This window comes from Pseudomonas sp. VD-NE ins, from assembly GCF_031882575.1.
In the GTDB taxonomy this organism is placed as follows: domain Bacteria; phylum Pseudomonadota; class Gammaproteobacteria; order Pseudomonadales; family Pseudomonadaceae; genus Aquipseudomonas; species Aquipseudomonas fluorescens_BZ.
Genome location: NZ_CP134772.1, coordinates 80,001 through 100,817 on the forward strand (window position 1 = coordinate 80,001; position 20,817 = coordinate 100,817).

Annotated in this window: 13 protein-coding genes and 3 rRNA genes (1 of these 16 cut by a window edge); 6 read left to right on the plus strand and 10 right to left on the minus strand. The window is 58.1% G+C overall.

From position 1 onward, the window contains the following. The 3 genes from RMV17_RS00405 to rrf (RMV17_RS00415) form a co-directional block, all read left to right on the plus strand. A 23S ribosomal RNA gene (locus RMV17_RS00405) occupies positions 1 to 1,703 on the plus strand (it extends 1,191 nt beyond the left edge of the window). 166 nt (positions 1,704 to 1,869) lie between these two features. Continuing rightward, positions 1,870 to 1,985, plus strand: a 5S ribosomal RNA gene (gene rrf / locus RMV17_RS00410). Between the two features lie 105 nt (positions 1,986 to 2,090). After that, positions 2,091 to 2,206, plus strand: a 5S ribosomal RNA gene (rrf, locus tag RMV17_RS00415). Positions 2,207 to 2,277: 71 nt separating this feature from the next. Here the strand turns inward: rrf (RMV17_RS00415) and RMV17_RS00420 are convergent. The 4 genes from RMV17_RS00420 to RMV17_RS00435 all read right to left on the minus strand — a co-directional run bounded on the left by RMV17_RS00420 (position 2,278) and on the right by RMV17_RS00435 (position 7,629). Beyond that, positions 2,278 to 3,456: a PepSY domain-containing protein gene (locus RMV17_RS00420; protein WP_311884741.1), complete on the minus strand. Its 1,179-nt coding sequence runs from the start codon at positions 3,454 to 3,456 to the stop codon at positions 2,278 to 2,280. Between the two features lie 78 nt (positions 3,457 to 3,534). Next, positions 3,535 to 6,039, minus strand: a complete 2,505-nt coding sequence (locus tag RMV17_RS00425; protein ID WP_311884742.1) for a TonB-dependent siderophore receptor — start codon at positions 6,037 to 6,039, stop codon at positions 3,535 to 3,537. Between the two features lie 88 nt (positions 6,040 to 6,127). Next, positions 6,128 to 7,129 (minus strand): FecR family protein, encoded by a 1,002-nt coding sequence (locus RMV17_RS00430; RefSeq protein WP_311884744.1) that lies wholly within the window; start codon positions 7,127 to 7,129, stop codon positions 6,128 to 6,130. Then, the gene (locus tag RMV17_RS00435; RefSeq protein WP_026000801.1) at positions 7,129 to 7,629 is read right to left on the minus strand and encodes a sigma-70 family RNA polymerase sigma factor; all 501 of its coding nucleotides are present in this window, start codon (positions 7,627 to 7,629) and stop codon (positions 7,129 to 7,131) included. Before RMV17_RS00435 ends, RMV17_RS00430 begins: the two co-directional genes overlap by 1 nt. 304 nt (positions 7,630 to 7,933) lie before the next feature. Between RMV17_RS00435 and RMV17_RS00440 the strand changes: the two genes are divergently transcribed. Continuing rightward, positions 7,934 to 9,814 carry a methyl-accepting chemotaxis protein gene (locus RMV17_RS00440; RefSeq protein ID WP_034151784.1) on the plus strand — a complete coding sequence of 627 codons (1,881 nt, stop codon included), beginning with the start codon at positions 7,934 to 7,936 and terminating at the stop codon, positions 9,812 to 9,814. 152 nt (positions 9,815 to 9,966) lie between these two features. Here the strand turns inward: RMV17_RS00440 and RMV17_RS00445 are convergent, their stop codons facing one another. The 5 genes from RMV17_RS00445 to RMV17_RS00465 form a co-directional block, all read right to left on the minus strand. Beyond that, complete coding sequence (locus RMV17_RS00445; RefSeq protein ID WP_311884749.1) at positions 9,967 to 10,434, minus strand: SRPBCC family protein; 468 nt, start codon at positions 10,432 to 10,434, stop codon at positions 9,967 to 9,969. Between the two features lie 22 nt (positions 10,435 to 10,456). Then, positions 10,457 to 13,849, minus strand: coding sequence for an amino acid adenylation domain-containing protein (locus RMV17_RS00450; RefSeq protein ID WP_311884751.1), 3,393 nt, complete (start codon positions 13,847 to 13,849; stop codon positions 10,457 to 10,459). 13 nt (positions 13,850 to 13,862) lie between these two features. After that, positions 13,863 to 14,792: a diiron oxygenase gene (locus RMV17_RS00455; RefSeq protein ID WP_311884753.1), complete on the minus strand. Its 930-nt coding sequence runs from the start codon at positions 14,790 to 14,792 to the stop codon at positions 13,863 to 13,865. After that, positions 14,789 to 15,562, minus strand: a complete 774-nt coding sequence (locus RMV17_RS00460; protein ID WP_409373110.1) for a DUF3050 domain-containing protein — start codon at positions 15,560 to 15,562, stop codon at positions 14,789 to 14,791. Before RMV17_RS00460 ends, RMV17_RS00455 begins: the two co-directional genes overlap by 4 nt. 748 nt (positions 15,563 to 16,310) lie before the next feature. Next, on the minus strand, positions 16,311 to 17,021 hold the full coding sequence (locus RMV17_RS00465; RefSeq protein WP_034151789.1) for a GntR family transcriptional regulator: 711 nt from the start codon (positions 17,019 to 17,021) through the stop codon (positions 16,311 to 16,313). A gap of 197 nt (positions 17,022 to 17,218) precedes the next feature. Between RMV17_RS00465 and lapG the strand changes: the two genes are divergently transcribed. Beyond that, positions 17,219 to 17,911 carry a cysteine protease LapG gene (gene lapG / locus RMV17_RS00470; RefSeq protein ID WP_311884756.1) on the plus strand — a complete coding sequence of 231 codons (693 nt, stop codon included), beginning with the start codon at positions 17,219 to 17,221 and terminating at the stop codon, positions 17,909 to 17,911. A gap of 14 nt (positions 17,912 to 17,925) precedes the next feature. Then, on the plus strand, positions 17,926 to 19,872 hold the full coding sequence (lapD, locus tag RMV17_RS00475; protein ID WP_311884758.1) for a cyclic di-GMP receptor LapD: 1,947 nt from the start codon (positions 17,926 to 17,928) through the stop codon (positions 19,870 to 19,872). 468 nt (positions 19,873 to 20,340) lie between these two features. Here lapD and RMV17_RS00480 read toward each other — a convergent pair whose 3' ends face one another. Continuing rightward, positions 20,341 to 20,679: a hypothetical protein gene (locus RMV17_RS00480; protein WP_007918987.1), complete on the minus strand. Its 339-nt coding sequence runs from the start codon at positions 20,677 to 20,679 to the stop codon at positions 20,341 to 20,343. Between the last annotated feature and the right edge of the window lie 138 nt (positions 20,680 to 20,817).

Genomic DNA, 20,817 nt, shown 5'->3' on the forward strand with positions numbered 1-20,817 from the left:
GTAAGCCTGTGAAGGTGAGTTGAGAAGCTTGCTGGAGGTATCAGAAGTGCGAATGCTGACATGAGTAACGACAATGGGTGTGAAAAACACCCACGCCGAAAGACCAAGGTTTCCTGCGCAACGTTAATCGACGCAGGGTTAGTCGGTCCCTAAGGCGAGGCTGAAAAGCGTAGTCGATGGAAAACAGGTTAATATTCCTGTACTTCTGGTTATTGCGATGGAGGGACGGAGAAGGCTAGGCCAGCTTGGCGTTGGTTGTCCAAGTTTAAGGTGGTAGGCTGAGATCTTAGGTAAATCCGGGATCTTAAGGCCGAGAGCTGATGACGAGTTACCCTTTGGGTGACGAAGTGGTTGATGCCATGCTTCCAAGAAAAGCTTCTAAGCTTCAGGTAACCAGGAACCGTACCCCAAACCGACACAGGTGGTTGGGTAGAGAATACCAAGGCGCTTGAGAGAACTCGGGTGAAGGAACTAGGCAAAATGGCACCGTAACTTCGGGAGAAGGTGCGCCGGTGAGGGTGAAGGACTTGCTCCGTAAGCTCATGCCGGTCGAAGATACCAGGCCGCTGCGACTGTTTATTAAAAACACAGCACTCTGCAAACACGAAAGTGGACGTATAGGGTGTGACGCCTGCCCGGTGCCGGAAGGTTAATTGATGGGGTTAGCTAACGCGAAGCTCTTGATCGAAGCCCCGGTAAACGGCGGCCGTAACTATAACGGTCCTAAGGTAGCGAAATTCCTTGTCGGGTAAGTTCCGACCTGCACGAATGGCGTAACGATGGCGGCGCTGTCTCCACCCGAGACTCAGTGAAATTGAAATCGCTGTGAAGATGCAGTGTATCCGCGGCTAGACGGAAAGACCCCGTGAACCTTTACTATAGCTTTGCACTGGACTTTGAATTTGCTTGTGTAGGATAGGTGGGAGGCTTTGAAGCGTGGACGCCAGTTCGCGTGGAGCCATCCTTGAAATACCACCCTGGCAACTTTGAGGTTCTAACTCAGGTCCGTTATCCGGATCGAGGACAGTGTATGGTGGGTAGTTTGACTGGGGCGGTCTCCTCCTAAAGAGTAACGGAGGAGTACGAAGGTGCGCTCAGACCGGTCGGAAATCGGTCGTAGAGTATAAAGGCAAAAGCGCGCTTGACTGCGAGACAGACACGTCGAGCAGGTACGAAAGTAGGTCTTAGTGATCCGGTGGTTCTGTATGGAAGGGCCATCGCTCAACGGATAAAAGGTACTCCGGGGATAACAGGCTGATACCGCCCAAGAGTTCATATCGACGGCGGTGTTTGGCACCTCGATGTCGGCTCATCACATCCTGGGGCTGAAGCCGGTCCCAAGGGTATGGCTGTTCGCCATTTAAAGTGGTACGCGAGCTGGGTTTAGAACGTCGTGAGACAGTTCGGTCCCTATCTGCCGTGGACGTTTGAGATTTGAGAGGGGCTGCTCCTAGTACGAGAGGACCGGAGTGGACGAACCTCTGGTGTTCCGGTTGTCACGCCAGTGGCATTGCCGGGTAGCTATGTTCGGGAAAGATAACCGCTGAAAGCATCTAAGCGGGAAACTTGCCTCAAGATGAGATCTCACTGGAACCTTGAGTTCCCTGAAGGGCCGTCGAAGACTACGACGTTGATAGGTTGGGTGTGTAAGCGCTGTGAGGCGTTGAGCTAACCAATACTAATTGCCCGTGAGGCTTGACCATATAACACCCAAGCAATTTGCGTCGAAGAGACCAGATTGCGGTGTGTGAAGACGAAACGAACCGAAAGTTCGACTGCACTTGAAAAAGCAGCACAAAACACCGAAAGCTGTCACATACCCAATTTGCTGAAGCGAGGCCAACTGGCCACGACTCAGTACCCGAATTTCTTGACGACCATAGAGCGTTGGAACCACCTGATCCCATCCCGAACTCAGCAGTGAAACGATGCATCGCCGATGGTAGTGTGGGGTTTCCCCATGTGAGAGTAGGTCATCGTCAAGATTAAATTCCGAAACCCCAATTGCGAAAGCAGTTGGGGTTTTGTTTTAGTAGAAGTATCCGTTTTTGCTGGCTTGTTACCGTGTTGACAGGCCAGATACAGAATTTCTTGACGACCATAGAGCGTTGGAACCACCTGATCCCATCCCGAACTCAGCAGTGAAACGATGCATCGCCGATGGTAGTGTGGGGTTTCCCCATGTGAGAGTAGGTCATCGTCAAGATTGAATTCCGAAACCCCTGTCTGCTAACGCAGACAGGGGTTTTGTTATTTCAGGGCATGTAAAACCAATCATCAAAGTGCTTTGCGTGCCTTGCTGATACGTCGAGCCTGCCATTTGCGCCACCAGATGTAGACGCCAGTACCTGACAACCCCGCAATCAAAACACCCAACACCGCGATCATTACTTGCCCTGTAACCCCAATGATCCGTCCTCCGTGTATCGGTAACTGCAACCGGTAAAACTGTTCCCCTAACGTCCCCTGTCCTGCGATCTCCTGCCCTAACAAGCGCCCATCCGTACCATGAAAGAACAACCAGGATTTGCCATGTGCTTCAGTGTCGTGCTGCCCGAATCCTGCGCCGTAGAAGTTGTGCTCAAAGCTGTAATACAACTCGCCGATCGCCGCTGTCAGTCCTAACCGTTTCCCTTCCTGTAACGCCCTCTCGTACGCTTGTTGATAACTCAATTGCGTCACCCCCAACTGTGAAGGAGGCAATCGCCCTCGGGCCTCATAGACGCTGGGTTCTATCGGTGAAAACAATGAAACCGCAGGTTTGAATACTTGGCTCGGTAAGTTCATCGCCACACTGCTCACGGCAATCGGCAGTAGCAACAACCATAGCCACAATCCCCCGGCGCGATGCAGGTCGAAGTTGAGCCGGTAGGCATGCCCACCCTTGATCTTCCACGCGGTCGACCACTTCTTCCAGAACGGCTTGCCACGCGGCAACGTCAGCCAAAGCGCAACGAAACAATCAATCACCCAGGCAACGGCAACCAACCCCATCAATAACAATCCCCAGTTTCCTGGCAACGTCAGGTTGTAGTGAAACTCAAGAATGAACGGGATAAAATTTTCTCGCTGAAAACAACACTCACCCCAATACCGCTGGCCCTTTTGCTCCGCACTCACCGGGTCCAGATAGAACACCTGATTACGTTCATCGAACGGCTTCCCGGTTGCCGGATCATTACGCGGAACCATCGCCAGCAATGCCGTATGCCCCGCCTCATGCGGATACTCCATGTACCAGACCTGCAGCTTTGGATGCGCTGATTGCACCGCATCAACCAATTCGCCCGGCGACATTCGAGAACCCTGCGCATAGGCAGAGTAAAACTCCGGGTTCAACCATTCATCCAGTTCATGATTGAACGCCAGAATGCTCCCGGTAATCCCTGCCATCAGCAAAAAAACTGCCGTCGCCAGGCCGATATAGCGGTGCAACAAGACCAAAAAAGCACGCATGAGAATTTCCCCTCAGAAACGACAAAGCCAGCCGCTGAACCGTCAGGGGCTGGCTTTTTTATGCACAGGACAAAAGGCTTAGAACTGGTAGCTGACCGTTGCCGCCACGTTGCGCTCTTCGCCCATGTAGCAGAAGTTCAGGCTCGCGCAGGAAGCAACGTAGGACTCGTTGGTCAGGTTGTTCGCGTTCAGACGCACATCGACGCCCTTCAAGCCGACCTTGCTCAAGTCATAACCAATCGAGGCATCGAATAATGTGTAGGAAGGTACCTTCAGGGTGTTTTCCGCATCGGCCCAGCTGTAGCCGACATAACGCACGCCGCCGCCCAGTCGCAGGCCATCGAGTGCCGCGCTGTCGAACTTGTAGTCCGCCCACAACGACGCCATATGACGTGGCGCCTGCGTTGGTGAGTTGCCCTTGTTCTCGATCACATTGGTCGGTGTGCTCAACGTGCTGACCATCGATTTCGAATATTCGATATCGGTGAAGGTATAACTGCCGAGGACTTTGAGGTTATCGGTCAACTGCATGTGCGCTTCCAGTTCCAGACCTTGGGAACGCACAGCACCGACCGCGCGATAGAAGTTTTCCTGCGGCAGTTTGGTCGCCAGGTTCTCCTGATCGATGCGGAACAGCGACGCGGTGAACAGGTTGTCAGTACCTGGCGGCTGATACTTCAAACCGACTTCCCACTGTGTGCCGTCGGTAGGTGCCAGCGGATTACCAGCGCTGTCAGCATAGGAGTTCGGGTTAAACGACTCGGAGTAACTGATGTACGGCGCCAAGCCGTTATCAAACAGGTACAACGCACCGGCACGGCCAGTGAGCTTGGTGCGGCGATCATTGATCTCTGTGCCAACCGGACGTCCGGCTTCAGCGATACGGTTTTCGTCCGAAGTCTCGACCCAGTCCTGACGCAAGCCCAGCGAGAAGCGCCACTTGTCCATCTCGATCAAATCTTGCAGGTAAACCCCGGTCTGTTCCAAGCGCCGCAGGTAACTGGTCTTGCCATACATATCTATGGCTGAGTTGCCGTACACCGGATTGAACGCATTGATCGGTGCAAGACCGCCACTGGTCCAGTCGACCACGGTTTTACGCCGCTGATAATCCGCGCCCATCAGCACCGTATGTTTGGTTGCGCCGGTGAAAAATTCGGCCTGAAGCATGTTATCGACGATAAACGCATGCAGACGCTCATCACCGCCGGTGTAGTAGCGGTTCAGCTCATTGCTGGTCGGAGAGGTCCAGCCATAGGCGTAGACCTGATCCATGTTCACTTTGGAGTCGAGGTAGCGGAAATTCTGCCTTGCGGTGAAAACATCGTTGAAGCGATGTTCAAACTGATAACCGAACGATTGCTGATCACGCGAATAACCATCGATGCCCGGCTCGCCTTCGAAGAAATGCGGCGAGATACGGTTGCCATTGCGCTGATGAATGGTGCCGTCGGCCGGTACACCGCCGTGGTAGCCGCCATCCGGATCGTGTTGCAGATAAGCCTGTAGCGTCAGCGAGGTGTCTTCATTGAAATCGATGCTGAGGGTCGGTGCGAGGGCGAAGCGTTTTTCCTTGTTGTGGTCGAATTGCGTGTCGGACTGATCCGTTAACCCGGTCAGCCGATAGGCAATACGCTTGTCGTCATCGACCGGGCCGCTGAAATCAAAACCGACTCCACGCTGACCCTGGGTGCCAACCGTGGCTTGTACTTGATGGTAAGCCTCGTACAGCGGTTTCTTGCTGGTCAGTGCCACCAGGCCGCCCGGCGAACTGCGGCCATACAGCACCGACGAGGGTCCCTTGAGAATGTCCACGCGCTCAAGGAAATATGGGTCGACTTGCATGGTGCTGTAAGTACCGCTGTCGCCCATCGACTTGAGGCCGTCGAGATAGATGTTGTCCACCGAGCCATCGTTGAAACCGCGCATGGCCACATAGTCGTAACGATGGGTGGCGCCATAGGGGTTGGTCAGCACGCCCGGGGTGTAGCGCATTGCCTGCGAAACGGTCTGCGAGCCCTGGTCGTCCATCTGCTCGCGAGTGACCACCGACACGCTTTGCGAGGTTTCCAGTAGCGCCGTACTGGTTTTGGTGGCGATCTGGCTGTGGGTGGCGTTATAACCGTCCATGCTGCCCAACGCATTACCGAGGGCAAAACCTTTGATGTCGGTGGTCGGCAAGGCCAGCGCTTCGCTCTCAGCGAGCGGGCGCAGGATGTAACTGCTGCCGTCCTGACTAACCGATTCCATACCGGAGCCACCGAGCAAATGGCTCAACGCCTGATCGGTCGAATATTCACCCTGTACGCCCGGTGATTGCCGGCCTTGAGTCTGCTGCGGGGTCATCGACAACGTGATGCCGGCCTGACGGGCAAACTGATTCAGCGCCTCGCCGAGAGGGCCCGCAGCCACGTTGTAGCGGTGGCTGAGTTCACTGCCAGCGGGAGTCACCGCCATGCTCAAAGCAGGCATCACACCAACGCCCAGTGCCGTCGAAAATAGCGCAGCGCGAACGGCGTGGCGCAACAGGCCAGATTCGGCAATGGAATTCGGAGAGTTCTTACAGGTGGCGCGGACAGTCATTGTAGGTTTCCGTAGGAAGTCGCAAACGCTTGAGTTGAAGTGCTTACTGACTAAGCCGGACCCGCTGCGAAAACCCGCCAGAATAATTTCAAGCGACGCGCTCCAGCGTCACCCACCAACGCGTGCGATAGCGCAATTGCACCGGCAACGTCTGCGGCAGAATCGCCAATAGCTTGTCGGTGTCTTCCAGACGGAATACGCCGGACAGGCGCAGGTCCGCCACTTCCGGCGCGCAATTCAGAAAGCCCTGACGATAACGGCTGACTTCGCTGAGGAAATCACCCAGACGCATATTGCGCGTGACGATCAAGCCATCGACCCAAGCGCCAGCGTCCATGTCCAGCGTCGGGGCCGGGCGGACCTGGTGATGGTCGATCAGATAACTCTGCCCGGCGAGTGCTTCTACCGAGGTGCCGCCGGAGTGGATGGCAACCTGGCCATGGGTGACGCTGAGCCGCGTGCAGTCATTGTCCTGACGCAGGATGAATCGGGCATCGAGGGGCTCATAAGTCCCGTGACGATTTTGTACCCGCAGCGGCCGATCAGACGGCGCGCCCTCGTCGGAGCCGCCACAGGTGACGATGATCTCGCCGCGGGTCAGTTTGATTAGCCGCTGCTGCGCGGTGTAATCGAGATCCACCGCACTGGCGGTGTTGAGTTCGATCCGCGTGCCATCCGGCAACTGGAAGCCGCGCCGCTCGCCAGTTGCCGTAGCGTAATCGGCGTTCCATTGCTGCCAAGCGGCAGTGTCCTTGGCCAGCCATGCAGCGGAGCCCATCAGCAATGCGCCAGACAATAGCTTCAACGCCTGTCGCCGGCCCAAACCCTGCGCACTGTTTTCCAGTGTATTGAATGCCACGTGCGCGCCGGGCACCGCGCGTAGATTGTTGCTCAGTTCGGCTTGCAGCGACTGCACCCGTTGCCAGGCCAGTTCATGCTCATGGTGTTCGGCACGCCACTGTTCGCACTGGCGATTCAACCGCGAATTGCCATGGTTATTGCGCAGGCGCAGCAGCCAATGAATGGCTTGTTTGACCACTTGTTGCTGAGGCTCGGCGCGGCGACCGAGTGCGGCGTTATCCACAGGCATCAGCTTTCGTACCGCAGCACATAACAGTGATACAGCGCATCGGCGACATAACGTTCCACCGAACGCAACGACAGTCCCATCTGCTCGGCAATCTGCTTGTGGGTCAAACCTTCGCACTGCGCCAGCAGAAACGCCTGACGCACTTTCGGCTTCAGTCCTTCAAGCATGCGCGCGATGCTTTCCAGAAGCTCGATCACCAGCGCCCGGGCTTCGGCGCTTGGCGTTTCGGCTTCGGGTAAATGAGCGATGGTTTCCAGATAAGCGCGTTCGATTTCTTCGCGGCGCCAATGGTCGATCACCAACCCACGAGCGATGGTCCGCAGGAAGGCACGCGGCGCCTTGAGTTCGAGGCGTTCGGTGCGCTGCAGCAGACGGACAAAGGTGTCCTGAGCCAGATCTGCGGCATCCGCCGCATTGCCCAGCCGTGCGCGCAGCCAAGCGTTAAGCCAGCCGTGATGACTACTGTAAAGCGCCTGTACTGCAAACTCAGGTGAGGACATGAACGCGAACGTCACAAATGATAATTACTCGCATTGTCATCAAGGGTTACCAAATTTGCAACTGCCACCCGAACATCAGCCCTGAAAAACATCGTGGAGAACGCTCTGGCACGCCGTTCGGCGGGAATCCGCCAGAAATGCCATCCATTTCCCACTCAGCCCTAAGATTTCTCCGATACGTGCCGACAGACTGGTGAGACATGCGTGCACCAAAGTAGAGCGGCCAGAAGAACGCTGCCTGCGCTGTACATGGAATGTTGCATCCGGAACGCATCCCCACTTTTCGCATAAGAAGTCCCATGAAATGAATCTCAAGTTCAGCCATAAAATCCTGTTGGCCGCCTCGGGCGTCGTGGTCCTGGCGTTCGCGCTGTTCACCCTCTACAACGACTACCTGCAGCGAAACACCATTCGCCAGAACCTTCAGTCTTCTGTGCAGCAGGCCGGTGATCTGACCGCCAGCAGCGTACAGAACTGGATGAGCGGGCGGATTCTGGTGCTGGAAAACCTCGCGCAGAACGTTGCCCATCAGGGTAAGGACGCGGACTTCCCGGGTCTGGTCGATCAACCAGCGTTCACTTCGAACTTCCAGTTCACCTACGTCGGTCAGGCCAACGGTGTGTTCACCCAACGCCCTGACGCGAAGATGCCTGACGGCTACGACCCGCGTCAGCGCCCTTGGTACAAGCAAGCCGTGGTAGCTGACAAAACCATGCTGACGCCGCCGTATATGGCTGCTGTCGGCGGGCTGGTGGTGACCATTGCCATGCCGGTGAAAAAGAACGGCGAACTGCTCGGTGTGGTCGGTGGTGACCTGAGCCTGGAAACTCTGGTGAAGATCATCAACTCGGTGGACTTCGGTGGCCTTGGCCATGCGTTCCTGGTCAGTGCCGACGGTCAGGTGATCGTCAGCCCGGATAAAGATCAGGTCATGAAAAACCTGAAAGACATCTACCCGAACACCAGCGTGCGCATCGAGAAGGGCAACCAGAACGTCGTGCTCAACGGTCAGGAACGTATTCTGTCGTTCACTCCGGTCAGCGACCTGCCGAACGCGCAGTGGTACATCGGTCTGTCGATCGATCGCGACAAGGCCTACGCCGCACTCAGCCAATTCCGTACCTCGGCGTTGATCGCGATGTTTGTCGCCGTGGCCGCCATTGCGCTGCTGCTGAGCCTGTTGATCAACGTGTTGATGCGTCCGCTGACCACCATGGGCCGCGCGATGCAGGACATCGCTCAGGGTGAAGGCGACCTGACCCGTCGCCTGGTGGTCGAGAGCAAAGACGAGTTCGGTGAACTGGGCAGCGCCTTCAACCAGTTCGTTGAACGGATCCACGCGTCGATTTCCGAAGTGTCCTCGGCAACCCGTCATGTGCATGACTTGTCGCAACGGGTGATGGCGTCGTCCAACGCCTCGATCATCGGCTCCGACGAGCAAAGTGCGCGCACCAACAGCGTGGCTGCGGCGATCAACGAACTGGGCGCGGCCACTCAGGAAATCGCGCGCAATGCTGCCGATGCTTCGCAGCACGCCAGCGGCGCCAGCGAGCAGGCCGATGACGGTCGTCAAGTGGTCGAGCAGACGATTCAGGCGATGACCGAGTTGTCGCAGAAGATCAGCCTGTCGTGCACGCAGATCGAAACCCTGAACGCCAGCACCGACAACATCGGCCACATCCTCGATGTGATCAAAGGTATTTCGCAGCAAACCAACCTGCTGGCACTTAACGCCGCAATCGAAGCGGCGCGTGCCGGTGAAGCCGGACGTGGTTTTGCGGTGGTGGCGGATGAGGTGCGTAACCTCGCCCATCGCACCCAGGAATCGGCGGAAGAGATCCACAAGATGATCACCTCGCTGCAGATCGGTTCGCGCGAAGCGGTGACCACCATGAACGCTAGCCAGGCCTCCAGCGAGCAAAGCGTGGAAGTGGCCAATCAGGCCGGTTTGCGCTTGGTCAGCGTGACTCAGCGCATTGGTGAAATCGACGGTATGAACCAGTCGGTAGCAGCGGCGACCGAAGAGCAGACCGCCGTGGTGGAAACCCTCAACGTCGACGTTAACCAGATCAACCTGTTGAACCAGCAGAGCGTGGCCAACCTCAATGAAACGTTGAAGGATTGTGATGCGTTGTCGCAGCAGGCCAATCGCCTGAAGCAACTGGTCGACAGCTTCAAGATCTGATTTTTCAGATTGCAGACCGCGTTATCGTTCTTCGCGAGCAAGCTCGCTCCCACAGGATTTTTGGTTGAACACAACATGTGTGAACACCCAATACCCTGTGGGAGCGAGCTTGCTCGCGAAAGCGGTGGTGCAATCACCGCAAAGCCGAAGCCTTAAACAAACAGCTTCAGCACATTCCCCATCGCATCATCCGCAAACCCCTGCACAAAATCCTTGAACCCCGGCAGCGCCTCTTCACCCCCCGAAGCCGGCTCGGCAATGATCGTCCACGTCGCCCGGGATTTACCTGCGCCCAGCGACTCCACATTCATCGCCGCCCACAGATTCGCCACCCCCAACGTGTTGTAAATCGTCGTCCAGGTCATGCTTCGGGCCTGCTCATCGCGGGAGTTGAGTTGTTCGACCACCACGTTGCCATCCTTGAAGCATTTCTTGCGCAGCGAGGACACGCCCTCACCGGTCATCTCGATGTGCGACAGCGCCGGGATGAAACGCTCGAAACCGCCGAAATTGCCGACCACCGCCCAGACTTGCGTAGCGCCCGCCGGCACTTCTACCCAAGATACAACGTGGCAGCCATGCGGATTTTTGATCAGGGTGTCCGGTTGCAAATTGCTCATGGTGTTGCTCCTTTTTGATGGATCAGATGAAGTTGATTTCTTTCAGGTAGTCGCAGCCGCGACGCAGCAGCGCCGGGGATTTCTGCGGGTAATGCGCGCCCATTTGCTGCACGCCGGCCTCGGCGTTGGCGTGGCCGATCAGGGAGATGTCGCCGATGTCTTCTTCAAAGCCGTTGAGGTAGAAACCGAGCACGCCGAACAGCGCGTTGTCGGCATCGACACGCCCGAGTTGCTGCTGCCAGTCAGCGACGCTGACCAACGCGAACTCGCTGCCGGTTTCGCGGAACGACGCGACGTAGGCGTCCCAGCTCAATGGCTCGGGGTTATGCAGGTTGAACACCGCACGTTCCGGCGAATAACGACTGGCGTGGAAGGCAATGAAACGGGCGAGAAAGTCCACCGGCATCAGGTCGAAATTCAGTGCGAAAGCCGGCACCTGGCCGAGCTGGATCGAGCCTTTGAGCATCAGCATCAAACGGTTTTTGTGCGGCTGACAAACACCGCTCAAGCTGTTGAAACTGATGTTGCCGGGGCGATACAGATTGACTAGCACACCGCGTTCCCGCGCTCGTTCGAGGATGCGCTCGCCGACCCATTTCGACAGGTTGTAACCGTTGCGAATGTAGATCGGTGGCGTCAGTGCCGCGGGCAATTCCAGCACCTGGCCGGCGTCGTCGACCGTGCTTGAAGCCGATAGCGTCGAGACAAAATTGAAGACCTTTTTACTCTGCCCTTCGCACAGGCGCAGCAGCGCGAAAATCGGCTCGACGTTGTCCGCCGCCAGCGACTCGTAATCGAGCACGTGATTGACGTTGGCGGCGTTGTGCACCAACGCGCCGAACTCACGATCCAGACGTTGATAATCTTCGTCGTTCAGGCCCAGTTGTGGGCGCGTAATGTCGGCCGCGTAAACCCGCACCCTGCTCAGATCCAGATGCTCCACGCGGTTTTCCCGCAGAGACTCGGCAAATCGTTGCGCTGCTGTTTTCCCGCCGCCGTCGCGCACCAGACAGGCCACTTCGCTGGCACCCCAACCGAGCAGCGCCTCGACGATGTGCACGCCGACAAAACTGTTGGCGCCGGTGACGATGACTTTATGCACATCGCCCATGCGGCTGATCGGCAGCGGTTCGATTTCCAGTGCACGCTCGGCGTCGGTCATGGCCTGAGCGCTGAGTACGGCGCTGTCATCGGTGCCACGCACCAGCGTCGCGAGTTTGATGATGGTCGGCAGTTCGATGAAGCGGTTGATCGAGATGCTGCGGCCGAACTCCTCACGCAGCCGCAGCAACATCCGTGACAGCAGGATCGAGTGGCCACCGAGGTTGAAGAAGCTTTCGTCGGTGGAAATATCGCTGTTCGGCAGCTCCAGCAACTCTGCCCAAATTTCCAGCAGCAGCGCTTCGTCGGGATTCGTCGGCAGGCGTTTCGGGCCGCTGTCCTGCACGCTCACCGGCAGTTCCACCAGCGCTTTGCGGTCGACCTTGCCGTTGCTGGCGAACGGCATGCTCGACAATTCAGTCCACGCCACGGGTTGCATGTAGTCGGGCAAAAACTGCCGGGCGTGGGCCTTCAGTGTTTCGCGCGCGGTGTCCGATTGTGGCTGGGCGAGGAACGCCAGAATCCGTCGCTGACTGTCGATCACCACCGCCACTTGCCGGTACAACTGGCTCTCGCGCAGGCAGCGTTCGATCTCTTCCGGTTCGACCCGGAAACCGCGGATCTTCACCTGATTGTCGCGCCGTCCACACAGCTCGATACCGTCCTCGCCCCACCTGGCCATGTCACCGCTGCGGTAGGCGCGCAACGTTTGGCCGTCCGGCAGATTCAAGGTCAGATAGCGCTCGGCGGTCTGCTGTGGGTTGTTCAGATAACCGAGGCAAACACCGGGGCCGACGATGAACAATTCACCGACGGTGTGCTCTGGCACCGGTTGCAAATCGTCATCGAGAATCAGCACTTGGCTGTTGGCGATCGGCGCGCCGAGGCTGCGGTTGCTGTCGCCGGGTTTGAGCTGACGCGCAGTGATCAGCACGGTAGCTTCGGTCGGGCCGTAAAGGTTGTGCAACGTGCCCTGACGGGTCAGCTGCTCGATGACGAACGGCTCGCAGACATCGCCGCCGGTCATCACTTGCACGCCTTCCAGTTGCTCCAGCGGCAGAATGCTCAACAGCGCGGGCGGCAGGAATGCGTGGGTCAGTTGCCGACGGCGGATCAGTGCGACCAGTTGCAGCGGATCGCGCCGTTGCGTGTCGTCGGGCACCACCAGTTCGGCACCTTCGAGCAGGGTCGGAAAGATGTCGATCAGCGACGAATCGAAGCTCAATGATGAGAACTGCAAAACTCGACTTTCTGCCCGCAACTGCACGTAATCGGCGTACCAAGCGGTGAAGTGCGCGAGGTTGGCCTGACTGAGCAATACACCCTTCGGATGTCCGGTGGTGCCCGAGGTGTAGAGCGCCATGCACGGTGCATCAAGGTCTGGGCGGCTGCGCATCAACGGCTGGCTGAGATCCGCGTCTATGCCGTCGATGTGACTGACGTCCAGCCCCGCCATGGTTTCGCCAAGCGGATGCTCGCCATCGTGCAGCAACAACAACGCGCCGGCGTTTTGCAGAATGTATTGCTGGCGCTGCAACGGATGGCTCGGCTCCAGCGGCAGGTACACCGCGCCGCTGCCGAGGATCGCCAGAATCGAAGCGAACAATGCCGGGCTCTTCGGCAGGCAGATACCGACCACCCACGGTTGCGGATGTTGCTCGAGCAAGGGCAGCAAGCGCTGTTGGATCGCGCGACTGTGGGCGTGCAGTTGCCCATAGCTGATCGACTGTTCGGCGAGGTGCAGCGCCGGTCGTTCGGCATGACAGATCAGGCTCTGTTGCAGGCGCTCGATCACCGGGAACTGCGCCTGTTCCAGCAGCGCGGGATTATCCGTGTCGTTGCGCCGATGGACGTAAGCCAGGCTGTCGAGAAACAGCAGGTTTTCCATTCGCTCGAAATCCGTCGCAGTCACTGTCGCGGCCTGCTGCAGATAGTCAGCATCACGAGAGAAGCGGCTGACCAGCAACGCTACTTCATCGACCACCAGCGTCAGCGCCCGTCGCCGCAGCGCCTGCCCGTTGCCGGACGGCTCATCGCCAATCGGCACGCGGCTGATCAGTGACGAGCCAAGGAAGCACAGCAAATCGAGTGTCGGCAAACCGGCCGTGCGGTGCACACCGACGCCCAAACGCAGATGCAGGTGCGGGATCGAGCAGAAATCGCCGGCGCCGATAAAGCCATCGTCGATGATCATATCCACCGTCGATGCACTGGCAGCGCTGCGCTGCAAGGAGTGACCGTGTTGTTCCAGTTCCTGCGCCAGGTCGGTCATGGCCTGGCTGGCGCCAATCAGCAAAATGTCGAGACGTTTCATGTCGGCCTCCTCATCAAACCAGGTAGTCGCGCAGCGCGTGCTGCACGCACGGCGTGTCGAGCAGCGAGCTGTTGTGGAAGAACTTGACGATGTTGCCCACCAGCGGATGGTGGCGATTGATCGGGAACGCCAGCCCGGCCATTTCATCCCGGAGCGAGCGCCGTGTGGCCTCGCTGACCGGCAGCGCGTCGATCAGGCGCAGGTCGAAGGATTTCTGGATGTCGTTGGTCAGGTAATGGCCGATGAACACCGGCAGAATCTGCGCGATGGTTTCGCGATCTGCTGCGCTGGCGGTGTGCCAATAGATGCGCACCATTCGCGCCCAGAAACTCGAATGGCGACCTTCGTCGAGCAAGTGATCGGCCATCAGGCCCTTGATCGACGGCTTGACCGTATCGTCCCGAGCGAACGCCGCGACATCACCGGTCACGGTGTTTTCGGCGATGGCCACGCAGATCAATTCCACTGCGCTGCGCAGGTGTTCCGGTGCCAGCGCGACGGCGGCGGGAATGGCCCGGCTCAGTTCGATCTGATCGGGTAACTGAATAGGTTCGATGCCGGTCATCGCTACCGTTTGCTGCATGAAATCCATCGCCACCAAGGCGTGGTAATCCTCGTCGACCACCACGGTCATCGCGTCGTAACGACAGGCAAACGGGAAGGCCACGGCGAAGCGATTCTTGGCGATGCTGCGTGCGGTCTTGTCGACGATCTCGGTCTCGAAAATCACCACGTCGTTGATGAACTTGTACAACGTCTGCACCAAGGCGAAATCACGCTGCTGCGGACACTCGCGCAGGAAGGTTTCGCTGAGCACCAGCGGCTGGCGGCTGAGCGGATAGATCAGCCGTTCGTCGTCTTCGAGTACGCGTCGCGGGCGGGTGCGGATGGTGGCGCGGTTCTCCCAGGTGTCGGCAAAGGATTGATAGTCGGCGGCGTTCATTGGGCCACCTCCGCCAACGGTTCGCGCATGCTCAGGCGCAGGCCGTCCCACAGGGCGATGCGGCTTTCCACAGCGGCAATGGCGCTGGCGTAGACCTCGGCCTGGCGCTGCGGATCGCCGTCGACCAGGCGCTCGAGCAGGTGTTCCGCCGCCGGGCCGTGGTCTTCGGAGTCGACCTCAATGTGCCGCTCCAGGTAATAGCGGAAGGTTGGCGCCTGCTCGATACCGATGCCCCAGTCGTCAAGAATGCGTTGGAACATGGTCGGGATCACGCTCTCGCGACCATGCAGAAACGCCGCCGCCACGCTGTGTCCCGGTGCATGCAGGGCGGTACGCAGGGTGTCGCGGACAAACTGCGCGGCGGCCGGATCAACCTCGACGCTTTGCAGCGCGACGTCATAGCTCACGCCTTCCTGTTGCAGGGCAACAAAGCGCTCCACCGCTGTGGTACTCGCGCCGATTTCTCGCATCGCATCCAGGTACAACTCGAAATGGCTGTAATGACCATCCGTCAGGCGATCATCCGATTCTTCGCCGAGAACGATCTCGTTGATCAACCGGGCGGCGTGGGGATCGCGCGGCGGTAGCCAAGGCAAACGCGTGCAGGTCAGTTCCTGCTGCAGGCGTTTGGTCAGCGACATGAAATCCCAGACGGCAAACACGTGGGTTTCCATGAAACGACGCAAGACCGACAACGAAGTGATCTCGGAAAAGATCGGATGAATGCTAAGTTCAGCTTTCTTCAGGGCGAGTTGGTTCTTATTGGGCATCATGATGTCCTTTATCGTTGATAGTAAATGGAACTGCTCTGCAACTGCGCAATCAATGGAACGACGACTTACTTGTTTTCTGTCGGCGGACGACAGCCTTTCTTCCTGATAGGTAAGTGCGGATCGATATACTTGTGACATGGCTTCATGTCTGCCCGTAAGGCGCCGCCTGCTTGCCGCTGGCGTTGGGCGGCTGCCATAGCGAAGAACAATGTTCAAGCGTGGCGAGGAAAAACTAATACACCGGCAAAGTATTTAACAAGTACATTTTTAATTATTTTAAGTTTGCTGTTTTTTAGAGTTGAGTTGTTCCGATAAAACTTATTAGTAAAGTTTTATTTGGGCGTAGTTGCTCCTTTCGGCGAATAACGGCCAAAATTGATCGACAAGAGTGAATGCCTCACTCGAAGCAACTTTCCAGTAATAAGAATTGAATGATTTAAAAGGGGCGGAAGTTGGCCGTGACCCCGCGCCATGACTTCCTTTTTCCCGTGGCAAGGCTCCTTCCGTAGGTTCCTGGTGCGGGGACTGCGTCGTCGGTGCGGCGCGTCGCCCGTTCTTTATGGGGTTGGCCGTTCAAGAGTGCGGGTAAATGCGCGCCACGGCTATTACCGATTCATCAACCGCGAGGTGCAAATTTCGGGCTGAACGGCGCAGGGAGGTTAAAGCGGGCAGGCGGATCCGCCCACCCGAGGGCTGGCAGATCGCTTGGGGATTTGTAAGAGAGTGATTCGCGGAGGGTGCGCGCTCAGCGCGCGGCTTTGCGGCTTTGTGCGGCGGGGGTAGCGAGATAGCGGGTAATCACCTCGACGCCCCGATTAAGGTGCTGCTCAAGGAGTTTGATCGACAGTTCAATGTCGCGCTCCTGCACGGCTTGCAGCATCGCCCGGTGATCGTCCTGGGACAATTTGCCCAAGCCCATGGCCTCAAGGTTGAAGCGCAGAAAACGCTCCTCTTCGTTAAGCCCGTCTTCGACCAGTCGCAGTAAACGTTGGTTGGGCGCCTTGCTGTACAGGGCCATGTGGAACAAACGGTTGAGCCGGCCGATTTCCGTGTAGTCGTGTTGCGCCTCCAGCTCTTCGATGTAACCGGCGGCGCGCGCGTGATCGGCAGCGGTCAGCAACGGAATCGACTGGCGCATGGCTTCGGACTCGAGCAGGATGCGCAGCTCGTAGGTTTCGGTGGCATCGCCTTGAATCAATGGCGCGACCACCGCACCTTTGTGCGCGGTAACGCTCAGCAATTCCTGGGCTTCGAGCTGGCGCAAGGCTTCGCGTACCGGCATGCGGCTGACGCCGAACAAATCGGCCAGATCCTGCTGACGCAGCGCCGTGCCGCAGGGCAGACGCCCATCGAGGATTGCCGAGCGCAGGGTTTCTTCGATCACCGAACGGGCCAGATGCGCAGGAATCGGTCCGTCGACTTTAATGCTGTGCAGCGGTTTGGGCTTCTGTGTCACGACTACGCACCCTGTATGTCGGCCTGATTTGGATCCAAATGACACTAGTGATTGCTCTACAGGTTGTCAAACCTTGTAAAACATTGCGCTGGCAAATGAAGTTTAGCGTGTCGTGGATGATCTCATGGTGCCATTGTTTTTTGCCGGGCTAAGCTTCACCATCAAACGCTTTCCTTCCTGCCCTCTGGAAACCTGCTGTGGCGGTATGTTTCGCGATCCCCCGGACACTGCGCTGGCTAGGCTGCGCACTGCTGCTGGCCGGCGTCATGCTGGGCGGTCTGCATGCCGATTGGGATTTTTCCACGATCAGCCGCAAAGCCACGGCGCTCTACGGACCGCTGGGTTCCGGGCAGCAGCGCATCGATGCCTGGCAGAATCTGTTGGCTACGCAGAAACAGGTCAGCGAAATGGAAAAGCTCAAAGTGGTGAACCTGTTCTTCAACAAACAGGTGCGCTACGTCGAGGACATCGATCTGTGGCACGAGGTCGACTATTGGGAAACACCGATCGAAGCCTTATGGAAAGGCGCCGGCGACTGCGAAGACTACGCGATCGCCAAGTATTTCAGCCTGCGCCACCTCGGGGTTTCCAGTGACAAGCTGCGCATCACCTATGTCAAAGCGTTGCGCCAGAATCGCGCGCACATGGTCCTGACTTACTATGCCACCCCCGATGCCATGCCGCTGGTGCTCGACAGCCTTATCGATCCGATCCAGCCGGCGTCGCAGCGAACCGATTTGCTGCCGGTCTACTCTTTCAATGCTGAGGGGTTGTACCTGCCGGGCGCCAAGGGCAACAAGAAGGTCGGTGATACCAAACGCCTGTCACGCTGGCAGGATGTGTTGAAGAAAATGCAGGCCGAAGGTTTCCCGGTCGAGACGACTAACTAGGAGCACGCGCTCAGATGTCTTTGTTCAAACAGCTGTTGATCGCAATCTGTCTGTTCCTGGTGGTCGCCTTCACCGGCAGCTTCATGGTCAGTCTAGAGAGCTCGCGTACCCAGTACGTCAACCAGTTGCGTTCCCACGCGCAGGACGCCGCGACGGCGCTGGCCTTGTCGCTGACGCCGAATATCGACGACCCGGCGATGGTCGAGTTGCTGGTCAGCTCGATTTTCGACAGTGGTTATTACGCGAGCATCCGCGTGGTCGATCTGAAGACCGACCAGACGATTGTTGAGCGCAACGGCATTCCGGCCGTCACTAATGTGCCGGACTGGTTCGTCAAACTGATCGGTCTGGAACCGGCTGGTGGCGATGCACTGGTCAGCCGTGGCTGGGAACAGGCAGCGCGGGTCGAAGTGGTCAGCCATCCGATGTTCGCCGTGGCCAAGCTGTGGCAGAGCGCGTTGGGCAGCCTTGGCTGGCTGCTGATCTGCGGCGCGATCAGTGCCGTGCTCGGCGCGCTGCTGCTGCGCCGGCAATTGAAGCCGCTGGATTACATGGTCAAACAATCTCACGCCATCGCCCGTCGCGAATTCCTCAGCCTGCCGGAATTGCCACGCACACCCGAGTTGCGCCGGGTGGTACAGGCGATGAACCAGATGGTCGAGAAGCTCAAGGCGCTGTTTCAGGAGCAGGCCGAGCGCAGTGAAAAACTGCGTGCCGAGTCTTATCAGGACAATCTGACGGGGTTGGCCAACCGGCGTTATTTCGAGATGCAGTTGAACAACCGGGTGAGCAATCCGGAGCAGGCCAGTTCGGGTTATTTGCTGCTGTTGCGGGTCAAGGATCTGGCCGGGCTCAACCAGCGTCTCGGTGGCCAGCGCACCGATGAACTGCTGAAAGCAGTTGGCGAACAATTGTCGCGCGAATGCGCCAAGTACCCGGAAACCCAGAACCTCGTCACCCGTATTCGTGGCGGTGAGTTCGCTGTGCTGGCGCCGGGGCTGGTCCGCGAGGAAGCGCTGCAACTGGCGCAGAACCTCGACAATGCCTTGAGCAGTCTGCATGCCACTGGCGCGACCGACGTCGCGGCCGTGGCGTCGATCGGCCTGGCGCCATTCGCCCACGGTGACTCGCCGCAACAAGTGCTGACGCTCGGTGATCAGGCGCTGGCGCAAGCCGAAGGGCAGGGCGAGCAGAACTGGGCCTGCATCGATCAGAGCCTGACGGCGGATGTCGGCGACGATCACCACGCTTGGCACCGCTTGCTCGATCAGGCACTGAGTCAGCAGCGTTTCGAACTGTATTTCCAGCCGGTGGTTGCTGCCGCAGACACGCAACTGGTGCTGCATTACAAAGTGCTCTCGCGCCTGCTCGATGATCAGGGCCAGACCATCCCGGCCGGGCGTTTTCTGCCATGGCTGGAGCGCTTCGGCTGGACCGCGCGGCTGGATCGCCTGATGCTTGAGCGCGTGCTGGAGCAGATGAAAGAACATGAAGATTCGCTGGCGCTGAACCTGTCTTCGGCGACCCTGGCCGATCCGCAGGCGTTGAACAAAGTCTTCGAGATTCTGCGCGCGCATTCCAATCTGGGCGAGCGCCTGACCCTGGAAATCGGTGAGGAGCAATTGCCGGAACAAGCGGTGCTGGAGCAGTTGACCCGGCGCCTGCGTGAGCTGGGCTTCTCTCTGAGCCTGCAGCGCTTTGGTGGGCGCTTCAGCATGATCGGCAATCTGGCGCGGTTGGGGCTGGCGTACTTGAAGATCGATGGCAGCTACATTCGCGCGATTGATCAGGAGAGTGACAAGCGTCTGTTCATCGAGGCGATCCAGCGTGCCGCGCACAGCATTGATCTGCCGCTGATTGCCGAGCGGGTCGAGACTGAAGGCGAGTTGTCGGTGATTCGCGAGATGGGTCTGTATGGGGTTCAGGGGCAGTTGTTTGGTGAGCCGAAGCCTTGGCGGTGAATCATCGCAAAAGCAACCCTCACCCTAGCCCTCTCCCAGAGGGAGAGGGGACTGATTGGGGGATATTCGGGAAATACGCCGACGTGAACGATTTGCGCTGAATCCATAATCGACTCGATTTCTCAGGTCGATGTACAGCGCCAGACACCTCGGTCGGCCCCTCTCCCTCAAGGGACTGATTGGGGGATATTCGGGAGGTACGCCGACGTGAGCGATTTGTTTTGAATTCATAATCGACCCGGTTTTTCAGGTCGATGTATAACGCCAGACACCTCGATCGGCCCCTCTCGGTCAGGGAGAAGGGACTGATTGGGGGATATTTGGGAAATACGCCGACGTCAGCGATTTGCGCTGGATCCATAATCGCCCCGGTTTTTCAGGTCGATGTATGACGCCAGACACCTCGGTCAGCTCCCTCTCCCCCCGGGAGAGGGCTGGGGTGAGGGCAGGCTTTTGATTCTGAATGGATCAGATCAACCCGCCCTCATCCTCATCGATCAACTGGCTCAACCCGCCCAACGCCTCACGCGCCTGAGTCCGGTCCATCAACTTGGCCTGGGCCGCCGGTGGCAGGTCGGTGACGCGGATCACGCCTTTCTGGGTCAGGACCTGAATCAGGTCGTCGAGGACCCGAATCATTTCAAAGTCGCTCTGCTTGAGCTGTTTCAGGCTGGTTTCCACCACTTCATTGGCGAACCAGGCCTGGATTTCATGGCTGTCGGCCGGCAGCGTTTCCGTGGCCTCGGCGTAGGCCGCGGCTTCCACGCGAATCAACAGACCTTGCGCATCGCGTTGCACGTAAAACATTGAGCATCCCTCGGAAATGAACCAGCGTCATGCTGTCAGCAGCATAGCCAACTGCGCGCGAGTATGCGGTGCGGCGACGTAATCGTCACCGTCGCGGTAAGCGCAAACGTGACGGCCGCCCCAGAAGGGCGGCCGTTT